The organism is Mesorhizobium sp. B3-1-8 (assembly GCF_006439495.1).
Lineage (GTDB): Bacteria > Pseudomonadota > Alphaproteobacteria > Rhizobiales > Rhizobiaceae > Mesorhizobium.
The window spans coordinates 17,807-27,254 of record NZ_VFTK01000057.1 but is presented as its reverse complement, the minus strand read 5'-3'; the positions used below and the strand labels follow the sequence as shown (position 1 = coordinate 27,254).

General features: G+C 63.1%; 8 protein-coding genes. 3 read left to right on the top strand and 5 right to left on the bottom strand.

Annotated features, from left to right (window positions below; translation table 11 throughout):
• Both FJ424_RS31785 and FJ424_RS31780 read right to left on the bottom strand, forming a co-directional pair.
• Window positions 1-849 (bottom strand): site-specific tyrosine recombinase XerD (locus FJ424_RS31785; protein WP_140648191.1); only part of this gene is annotated, 849 nt, incomplete at its 3' end.
• 34 nt (window positions 850-883) lie between these two features.
• Window positions 884-1,036 carry a histidine kinase gene (locus tag FJ424_RS31780; RefSeq protein WP_140648190.1) on the bottom strand — a complete coding sequence of 51 codons (153 nt, stop codon included), beginning with the start codon at window positions 1,034-1,036 and terminating at the stop codon, window positions 884-886.
• A 188-nt stretch (window positions 1,037-1,224) separates the two neighbouring features.
• On the opposite strand from FJ424_RS31780, the gene FJ424_RS31775 reads away from it, so the two are divergent.
• The 3 genes from FJ424_RS31775 to FJ424_RS31765 are packed head-to-tail and all read left to right on the top strand — an operon-like array spanning window position 1,225 to window position 3,937.
• Window positions 1,225-1,854, top strand: coding sequence for a shikimate kinase (locus tag FJ424_RS31775; protein ID WP_140659660.1), 630 nt, complete (start codon window positions 1,225-1,227; stop codon window positions 1,852-1,854).
• Window positions 1,851-3,044 carry a 3-dehydroquinate synthase gene (gene aroB, locus FJ424_RS31770; protein ID WP_140659659.1) on the top strand — a complete coding sequence of 398 codons (1,194 nt, stop codon included), beginning with the start codon at window positions 1,851-1,853 and terminating at the stop codon, window positions 3,042-3,044. Before FJ424_RS31775 ends, aroB begins: the two co-directional genes overlap by 4 nt.
• Window positions 3,041-3,937: a transporter associated domain-containing protein gene (locus FJ424_RS31765; RefSeq protein WP_140659658.1), complete on the top strand. Its 897-nt coding sequence runs from the start codon at window positions 3,041-3,043 to the stop codon at window positions 3,935-3,937. Before aroB ends, FJ424_RS31765 begins: the two co-directional genes overlap by 4 nt.
• A 403-nt stretch (window positions 3,938-4,340) precedes the next feature.
• On the opposite strand, the gene FJ424_RS31760 is transcribed toward FJ424_RS31765, so the two are convergent.
• From FJ424_RS31760 to FJ424_RS31750, 3 genes are read right to left on the bottom strand one after another with little or no spacing between them, the layout of a single operon-like run.
• A complete protein-coding gene (locus FJ424_RS31760; protein ID WP_140659663.1) occupies window positions 4,341-5,885 on the bottom strand; it encodes a SpoVR family protein in 1,545 nt (514 codons plus the stop codon).
• A gap of 11 nt (window positions 5,886-5,896) precedes the next feature.
• The gene (locus FJ424_RS31755) at window positions 5,897-7,207 is read right to left on the bottom strand and encodes a YeaH/YhbH family protein (RefSeq protein ID WP_140659657.1); all 1,311 of its coding nucleotides are present in this window, start codon (window positions 7,205-7,207) and stop codon (window positions 5,897-5,899) included.
• Window positions 7,208-7,226: 19 nt separating this feature from the next.
• Window positions 7,227-9,176, bottom strand: coding sequence for a PrkA family serine protein kinase (locus FJ424_RS31750; RefSeq protein ID WP_140645146.1), 1,950 nt, complete (start codon window positions 9,174-9,176; stop codon window positions 7,227-7,229).
• Window positions 9,177-9,448: the final 272 nt, after the last annotated feature.

Below are 9,448 nucleotides of genomic sequence, written 5' to 3'. Positions count from 1 at the left end.
GATCTGCGTGGTCGAGATATCGGCATGGCCTAGAAGCTGCTGCACCGCTCGGAGGTCGGCGCCGTTCTGCAGCAGATGGCTGGCAAAAGCATGGCGAAGCACATGCGGCGAGATTTTGGCCGCGGTTATCCCGGAACGCGCGGCCAACCCCTTGAGATCGCGGGCGAAAACCTGGCGGGAAAGATGCCCGCTGTCGGATGAGGCCGGGAACAGGAACGGGCTTTCGGCAAAGGCCGGGCGCTCGGCCCTCGCGGCAAGCCAGGCGCGCATGGCGGTTCGCGCCTTGGTCGAAAGCGGCACCATGCGCTCCTTGTCGCCCTTGCCGCGCACCATGAAGAAGCGGTCGTCGCGCAGCGCCACCGTCACCGGCAGGCCAACCAATTCGGAGACGCGCAGGCCGGTGGCGTAGAGCACCTCGACCAGCGCGTGCAGGCGCAACGCCGCCAGCCTGTCGCCGTCCGGGGCGGATTCGCCGGCTTCCAGCGCGGCGCGGTCGAGCAGGCGGCCGGTCTCGGCCTCGCTCATCGTCTTCGGCAGCGGCCGGCCCTTGCGCGGGCTGTCCAGCGTGCCGGTCGGGTCGTCGCCGCGCAGGCCTTCGGCGTAGAGGAATTTGAAAAACTGGCGGATCGCCGACAATTTGCGCGCCTGCGAGGTCGGCGCGAAGCCGCGCGCGGCGATATCGTCGAGATAGGCGCGGATGTCGGAAGATCCAGCACCTGCAAGTCCGCCCTGGATCGTCTCGGAGGCATCCTCCAGGTCGCGGCGATAGGAGGCGAGCGTGTTTTCCGCCGCGCCGCGTTCGGCGCTCATCATTTCGAGGAAGGCTTCGATGCGGGCGGCGCTGTTCATCGGGCCGGAATCAGCTCTTTGTCGGTTTTCTTGGTCAGTTCTTCTTGGGGTTGAGCTTTTCGGCCGGAATGCGGATGCTCATTTCCGCTCTTTTCGGCTCCACGAACATGGCCAGCGCGAACATCGCGCCATAGGCAATGCCTGCAAGAACCGCCAGCGTCACGACGAAGCGAAACAAAGTCGGCATTCAATTTCGCCCGTCTTGTTGTTCTGCGTTTCCAAAGCCCTGTGCCCTTATGGGACGCCGATCCGGCCAATTCAAGGACGAAGGCTTCCGGTGAACAGAAGGTTTTGCCGGGGCGCTTCGCGCCCGGTTGTCCGGCCGTGCTTGACGCAAACAGGCTTTTGATGTCGATACGGCGCAAAGAGGCTCCGATGAACGCTCTGCCACCCAATCCGACGGACGAAGGCCGCGCCGCGCTGATCGAAGCGCTCGGCAGCCGCTCGATCGTCTTCGTCGGGCTGATGGGCGCCGGCAAGACGGCGATCGGCCGCAAGGTGGCGGCGATGCTTTCGCTGCCCTTCATGGACAGCGACCAGGAGATCGAAAGCGTCTCGCGCATGACGGTGCCGGAGCTGTTCGAGCGCTATGGCGAGCCGGAATTCCGCGCGCTGGAGCAGCGCGTGATCCTGCGCCTGCTGGAGAACGGACCGCAGGTGCTGTCGACCGGCGGCGGCGCTTTCATGAACGCGCAGACGCGCGAGGCAATCACGGCTTATGGCGTGTCTGTGTGGCTGAAGGCCGACCTCGACCTCTTGATGGAGCGGGTTTCGAAGAAGCAGAACCGGCCGCTCTTGAAGAATCCCGATCCGCGCGGCGTGCTGGAGCGGCTGATGGGCGAGCGTTATCCGGTCTACGCCACCGCCGACCTGACCGTGCCGACCCGCGACGACCGCAAGGAGATCATCGCCGGCGAAGTCGTCGCGGCGCTCTGCACCCATCTCGGCGTCGACGCGATCGCGACAGGCGCTACAAGCGCCACAACCGACGAGGTGCAGTCGTGAGCGATGCCGAACCGGTGAAGGTCGAGGTCGGGCTCGGCGACCGCGCCTATGACATATTGATCGGCTCCGGGCTGCTGGCGCGCTCCGGCGAGGAGATCGCGCGCCGGCTTCCCGGCACCCGCGCGGCCATCGTCACCGACGAGAACGTCGCCGCCGCGCATCTCGACACGCTGAAGGCGGGGTTGGAGAAAGGCGGTATCCAGTCCGCCGTCATCGCGCTGCCCGCCGGCGAAAAGACCAAGAGCTTTGCCCATCTCGAAGAGGTGGTCGACGGCGTCCTCGCGGCAAAGCTCGAACGCCGCGACCTGGTGATCGCGCTCGGCGGCGGCGTCATCGGCGACCTTGCAGGCTTTGCTTCCGGCATCGTGCGGCGTGGCATGAATTTCGTGCAGATCCCGACCTCGCTCCTGGCGCAGGTCGATTCCTCCGTCGGCGGCAAGACCGGCATCAACAGCGCCCGCGGCAAGAACCTTGTCGGCGTCTTCCACCAGCCCAGGCTGGTGCTCGCCGACACCCAGGTGCTCGACACGCTGCCGATCCGAGAGTTCCGCGCCGGCTATGCCGAGCTCGCCAAATACGGGCTGATCGACCGCCCGGCCTTCTTCGCCTGGCTTGAGCAGAACTGGGGGCAAGTCTTTGCCGGCGGCCCGGCGCGGGTCGAGGCGATCGCCGAGGCCTGCCGCGCCAAGGCAGACGTCGTTGCCCGTGACGAGTTCGAGACCGGCGACCGGGCGCTGCTCAATCTCGGCCACACGTTCGGCCATGCGCTGGAAGCGGCCACGCGCTATGACGGGGCGCGCCTCGTCCATGGTGAGGGTGTGGCCATCGGCATGGCGCTGGCGCATCGTTTCTCGGCGCGCCTCAACCTGGCGAGCCCGGACGACGCGGAGCGCGTCGAAGCGCATCTTCGCGCCGTCGGCCTGCCCTGGCGCATGGCCGATATTCCGGGCGAGCTGCCGGATGCCGAGGCGCTGCTCGGCTTCATCACCCAGGACAAGAAGGTGTCGCGCGGCGCGCTGACCTTCATCCTGACGCGCGGCATCGGCCAGGCTTTCATCGCCAAGGACGTGCCGCCGTCGGAAGTGCTGTCCTTCCTCAAGACGAGCCATCCCGAAGGGTTCAAGGCGGGCCAATCCGGAAGGCTCAAAGTGAGCCATCCCGAACGGTCCAAGAGGAGCCGTTCCGGATGATCGACGCCGGCTGGATCGTCGCCGCCGTCCTCGCCGTCATCCTGCTTTCGGCGCTTCTGTTGCGCACCTGGCTGCTTGCCGCCTTCGGCTACGCGCTGCGGCCGCTCGAACTGCCGCAGCGGTCCGAGCGCAGCGGCAAGGATCAAGACAACGAGGATCCCGGTCGCGACGGCGATGCTGCCCGCGAGGAACGCTATCGGCTTGAGGGCCTCTTCGATCTCGAGGAGCTCGAAGTGTCGGATATCATGGTCCACCGCACCAATATGCGCTCGGTCAATGCCGACAATGCGCCGGAGGCGGTGGTGCGCGAGATCCTGCAAAGCCCGCACACCCGCATGCCGTTGTGGAAGGGCTCGCTCGACAACATCGTCGGCGTGCTGCACGCGAAGGATCTGCTCAGGGCCCTCAACGAGGTCGGCAACGATTTCTCGCGGATCGACGTCATGAAGATCGCGGCGAAGCCGTGGTTCGTGCCGGACACCACCACCTTGCAGGAACAGCTCAACGCCTTCCTGCGCCGCAAGGCGCATTTCGCCATCGTCGTCGACGAATATGGCGAGGTCGAAGGGCTGGTGACGCTGGAAGACATCATCGAGGAGATCGTCGGCGAGATAGCCGACGAGCACGATGTCGACATGCAGGGCGTGAAGAAGGAAGCGGACGGCTCCGTCGTCGTCGACGGCACGGTGCCGATCCGCGACTTGAACCGCGCGCTCGACTGGGACCTGCCCGACGAGGAAGCCACGACGATCGCCGGCCTGGTCATCCATGAGACGCAGTCGATTCCGGAGGAGAAGCAGGCCTTCACCTTCCACGGCAAGCGTTTCGTGGTGATGAAGCGGGACAAGAACCGCATTGCGAGGTTGAGGATACGTCCCGCCAGCGAAGGCTAGTTCACTAACACAGAAATCTTAACTGGTCGGCTATGTCGCGTTGGCAGGTGGTATGCCTTGGAGATTGGCCGAAACGGTCCGGCCTCGTCATCCACGGGCGGAGCAAGGAGCGTAGCGACGCGCGCAGACCCTGGGATCCATTCCGTGACGCATGAGCGCTGCTGCGGTGCAGAATTCTGCTTCGCTGCGTTCTTCGATCAGGGTCACGGAATGGATCCCAGGGTCTCCGCGACGTCGCTTCGCGGCTGCTCCGCCGAGGGATGACGAGGTTGAGAGGCTTCAGCCAACTCCCAACGTCTGCGCTGATTTCACCGAAGCGAATGGTGAAAATCTTGGCGCCCGACAACCCTGCAACCTTTCAAAATCCCTACGCCGAAGAAACCAGGCGTCTCAGAGCCCCGGCTCAAAGTTCCTTGGTCGAACGCTCGCTGAGCATCGCGCCGGTTCCAGCATCGATTGCCGCCAGGCTGACGTCATAGCCCCAAAGCCTGCGGATATGGCGCAGGGTTGCGTCGCGGCTCTGGGCCTCGAGCATGACGCCGTCCTTGATCTTGTGCTGGAGCCGCAGATGCCGGTCGCCCAGCAGGTCGACGTCAACCACCTGGATGTCGGGACGGCTGGCGCCGACATCGTAGCTTTGCGCGAGCGCCGACCGTATCTTGGCATAGCCGCGCTCATTGTGGATCGAGGCCACCTCATAGTGCGGCTCGTCGGCGCCGTCGGCGAGCACGAAGAGCCGCCATTTGCGGATCAGCGTCGGGCTCAGATATTGGCGGATGAAGGATTCGTCGCGGTGGTTGGCCCAGGCGTCGAGCAGGGTGTCGCGCCAGTCGCCGCGGCCGGCGATGTCGGGAAACCAGTCGCGGTCCTCGGCGGTCGGCGCGGTCGAGATGCGCTGGATGTCCTGCATCATGTCGAGACCCAGTGCATAGGGATTGATGCCCGAAAAGCGCGGATCGTCATAGGCCGGCTGGAAGATGACGTTCGAGTGGTTGCGCAGGATCTCCAGCATGGCGCCTTCGCCGATGCGGCCACGGTCGAACAGCGTGTTCATGAGCGTGTAATGCACGAAGGTGGCACAGCCTTCGTTCATCACCGGGGTTTGCCGCTGCGGGTAGAAATATTGCGCGATGACACGCACGATCCTGACGATCTCGCGCTGCCAGGGCTCAAGCACCAGGCTGTTCTTCTCGAGGAAATAGAGCAGGTTTTCCTCCGGCAGATTGAGCGATTTCTTGCGCTCGGCAAGGATTTCGTCCCCTGCTTCCGGCTTGTTCTTTCCCTGCGGGGGCGGCAGCGTTCGCCACAGATCGTTGAAGGAGCGTTCCTCGTATTCGAGGCGCTCGCGCAACCCCTCGCGCTGTTGCTCCGATGACAGTTTCGGCGGGCGACGGTAACGGAACACGCCTTGCTCCATCAGCGCATGGGCCGAATCCAGGATCGCCTCCACGGCGGCCAGGCCATGCCGTTCCTCGCATCGGGCTATGTAGCTCTTGGCGAAATCCAGGTAGCTCAGGATGCCGCCGGCATCCGTCCATTGCCGGAAGAGATGATTGTTCTTGAAGAAATGATTGTGCCCGAGCGCGGCATGGGCGGTCACCAAGGCCTGCAGGGCCATGGTGTTTTCCTCCATGAGGTAGACGATGCAGGGGTTGGAGTTGATGACGATCTCGTAGGCCAGACCGCGAGCGCCCTTGCGGTAGAGAAGCTCGTCATAAAGAAAACGTTTGCCGAACGACCAGTGCCGGTACATCAGCGGCATGCCGATCGACGAATAGGCGTCGAGCATCTGCTCGGAGGAAATGACCTCCATCTGCACCGGGTAGATGTCGAGGAGAAGCACTTCGCGGCCGATCGCTTCGATCTCGTCATAGACCCGGGACAGCTTGTTGAAATCCCAGTCGGACCCGGAAAACAGCAGTTCGGACTTGCGCGCCTGGCTGACCATCGCCGAAGCCCTCAAGCGCTCTTGCGCAAGCCGGGCTGCCTGGCGAAGAGCTCGCGGAAGACCGGGTATATGTCGGCCGGCGCGGCAATGCGCCTCATCTGGAAGTTCGGCCATTTGCCGTCGACGGCGTTGTAGGCGCGCCAGAGCGACGTGCCGTTCTCGGTCGAGCCGAAAATGTGGCTTTCCCGCTCATCGATGATCTCCACATAGGCGAAATACTGGCAAAGCCCCATGAGTTTGCGGTCCAGCAGTTCTATGCAGCGTTCGGAGTCGGTGGCGAAATTGTCGCCGTCAGAGGCCTGGGCGGCGTAGATGTTCCATTCAGAGGCCGGATATCGCTCTTCGATGATGCGATGCATCTCCTCGAGCGCCGTGGAAACGACGGTGCCGCCGCTTTGCGTGTGGTAGAAGAACGTGTGCTCGTCCACCTCCTTGGCCTCGTGGGTGTGGCGAATGAAGACGATTTCGGTGCGCTCGTATCGTCGCGTCAGGAACAGATGCAGCAGCACGAAGAAGCGTTTGGCCAAATCCTTCTCTCGCTCGCCCATCGATCCGGAGACGTCCATCAGGCAGAACATGACGGCACTGGCATTCGGCCGCGGCTGCGGGTCGAAGCGATTGAAGCGGATGTCGACCGGATCGACATAGGCAATCCGCCTGCGTCGGCGCTCCAGCCGATCGAACTCGTCGCGCAGAGCCTCGATGCGTTCGCGTGTCTTTGCATCCGGCGGCCTGGATTCCAGCTCGGCGATCTGCCCGGCGATGGCGTCCACGTCGGCCTGCTTCGGACGCCTGAGCGCGATGCGGCGCCCGTGGCTGTTTCGCATCGTGCGCCCGACATTGATGTTGGTCGGCGCGCCGCTTGCGGCGAAACCCGCCCGCTTCGGCTTGAAGCTGAGTATCTGCTTTAGACTGAGCTTGACCAGATCCGGCAGTTCGAGGTCCTCGAAGAAAAGGTCGAGCACTTCCTCGCGTGACAGCACGAAGCGGAAGTCGTCCTCGGATTCCGTGGTCCCCGGAGCCGAGCCGTAGCCTCCGCCGCCGCCAGGCTTGTCGATAAGATCGCCAGGGCTGAACGTCCGGTTGCCGGGCAGGATGTGCTGGCGCCGGCCGCTTTCCTTGTCGTCGCCGAAGGTCGGTTCGCCGGTGCCCTTGCGAGGCATCGGCACGGCGTGCTCGCGGTCGAGCTCGGCGATCCCGCCGGCGCGGACCTTGTCGCGGATGGAGCGCTTGAGCTCTTCGCGGGCACGCCTGAGGAAGCGCTGGCGATTGCCAAGGCTTTTGTCCTTCGGATTCAGGCGGCGGTCGATGAAGATCGGCATGGAACCGTCCCGGCTTTGATCAGCCCGCCTTGTTCACGCGCATATACCAGTCGACCAGCCGGCGCACCTGCCGCTGGGTATAGCCGCGTTCCACCATCCGCTGCACGAATTCGTTGTGCCGTTTCTCCGTGACGCTGTCCTGCTTGGAGCCGAAGCTGATCACCGGCAGCAGGTCCTCGACCTGGCCGAACATGCGCTTCTCGATGACCTCGCGAAGCTTTTCGTAGCTCGTCCAGGACGGGTTGCGGCCATGGTTGCGCGCCCGGGCGCGCAAGGTGAATTTGACCACTTCGTTGCGGAAGTCCTTGGGATTGGCGATGCCGGCGGGCTTCTCGACCTGCGACAACTCCTTGTCCAGGACCTCGCGGTTGAGGATCTGGCCGGTGTCGGGGTCCTTGTAGTCCTGATCCTCGATCCAGGCATCGGCATAGGCGATGTAACGGTCGAAGAGGTTCTGACCGTACTCGCTGTAGGATTCCAGATAGGCCTTCTGGATCTCGTGACCGATGAACTCGGCATAGCGCGCCGCGAGTTCCGACTTGATGAATTCGAGATAGGCGGCCTCCGTTTCCTTCGGGAATTGCTCGCGCTTGATCGCCTCCTCGAGGATGTACATCAGGTGCACGGGATCGGCCGCCACCTCCTTGGTGTCGTAGTTGAACGTCTGCGACAGGATCTTGAAGGCGAAGCGCGTGCTGACTCCGGTCATGCCTTCGTCGACGCCGGCGGCGTCGCGATATTCCTGGACGGACTTCGCCTTCGGATCGACCTCCTTGAGGTTCTCGCCGTCATAGGCGCGCATCTTGGTGTAGAGCGGTGAGTTCTCATGTTCGGCAAGGCGGGTCGAGACGGTGAAACGGCTGAGAATGTCCAGCACCTCTGGCGCGCAGGGACTGCTTGCCAATTCGCTTTCGCGCAAAAGCTTCTCGTAGATGTGCCTTTCCTCGGTGATGCGCAGGCAATAGGGAACCTTGACCACGAGGATGCGGTCGAGGAAGGCCTCGTTGTTCTTGTTGTTCTTGAACTGCTGCCATTCCGATTCGTTGGAATGGGCAACGACGATGCCCTGATAGGGGAAGGCGCCGAAATTCTCGGTGCCGTTGTAGCTGCCTTCCTGGGTTGCCGTCAGCAAGGGGTGCAGGACCTTGATGGGCGCCTTGAACATCTCGACGAATTCGAGCAGCCCCTGCGTCGTCCGGTTGAGGCCGCCGCTGTAGGAATAGGCGTCCGGGTCGGACTGGCTGAAGTGCTCCAATTGCCTGATGTCGACCTTGCCGACCAGCGCCGAGACGTCCTGGTTGTTCTCGTCGCCGGGCTCGGTCTTGGCGATGGCGATCTGGCGCAGCCGCGACGGCATCAGCTTGACGACGCTGAATTTGGAGATGTCGCCCGACAGTTCGTCGAGGCGCTTGGCCGCCCAGGGTGAAATCAGTCCGTTCAGGCGGCGGCGGGCGATGCCGTATTTATCCTCCAGCAGATCGCCCATGCGGTCGGGATGGAAAAGGCCGAGCGGCGATTCGAAGACCGGGCTGATCTTGTTGCCGACCTTGAGCGTGTAGATCGGGCGCTCCTCCATCAGCTTCTTCAGCCGTTCGGCCAGCGAGGATTTGCCGCCGCCGACCGGACCGAGGAGATAGAGGATCTGCTTGCGCTCCTCGAGGCCCTGCGAGGCATAGCGGAAATATCCGGCGATGCGCTCGATCGTGTCCTCCATTCCGTAGAAATCGGAAAAGGAGGGATAGACCTTGACGGTGCGGTTGGAAAAAATGCGGCCGAGCCGCTCGTCCTTGCTGGTGTCGATCAGGTTCGGCTCGCCGATTGCCGCAACCATGCGTTCGGGCGCCGAGGCATACATGGATTTGTCCTCGCGGCAAGCTAGCAGGTATTGCTGGAGGCTTATCTCCTCCTGAGCCGCGTTGGAATAAATCTCCGAAAACAGATCGAAGACGTCTGTTTGATTCTCGCGCATGATGCTTTGCCTCGGAGCCGACAGGCTGCCAATCGGCTCATCGCTTCATCAACTGCCGGAAAGCATTGTGGTTCCCTTCACATGAAGGGGAGCTCTCCGCACTCCGACATCGGCCCCCCGGAGTTCCCGATTCGGCCGAAAATGCTCGCCTAGTAAGATACGTGGTGATTGCCGGCGGACCGTCAAGGACTGGATTTGTTTTCGCACCGAAAGTTGTCATTTTTGGTCAGTAAATGAGGTGCGTGGCCAGGGTCCGTGCGCTGTCGCCGCAA

Bases quoted from the DNA above. Each gene is read 5' to 3' on its own strand.
- FJ424_RS31780 (WP_140648190.1), bottom strand. From the start codon at position 1,036: ATGCCGACTTTGTTTCGCTTCGTCGTGACGCTGGCGGTTCTTGCAGGC.
- FJ424_RS31775 (WP_140659660.1), top strand. From the start codon at position 1,225: ATGAACGCTCTGCCACCCAATCCGACGGACGAAGGCCGCGCCGCGCTG.
- FJ424_RS31765 (WP_140659658.1), top strand. From the start codon at position 3,041: ATGATCGACGCCGGCTGGATCGTCGCCGCCGTCCTCGCCGTCATCCTG.
- FJ424_RS31760 (WP_140659663.1), bottom strand. From the start codon at position 5,885: ATGGTCAGCCAGGCGCGCAAGTCCGAACTGCTGTTTTCCGGGTCCGAC.
- FJ424_RS31755 (WP_140659657.1), bottom strand. From the start codon at position 7,207: ATGCCGATCTTCATCGACCGCCGCCTGAATCCGAAGGACAAAAGCCTT.
- FJ424_RS31750 (WP_140645146.1), bottom strand. From the start codon at position 9,176: ATGCGCGAGAATCAAACAGACGTCTTCGATCTGTTTTCGGAGATTTAT.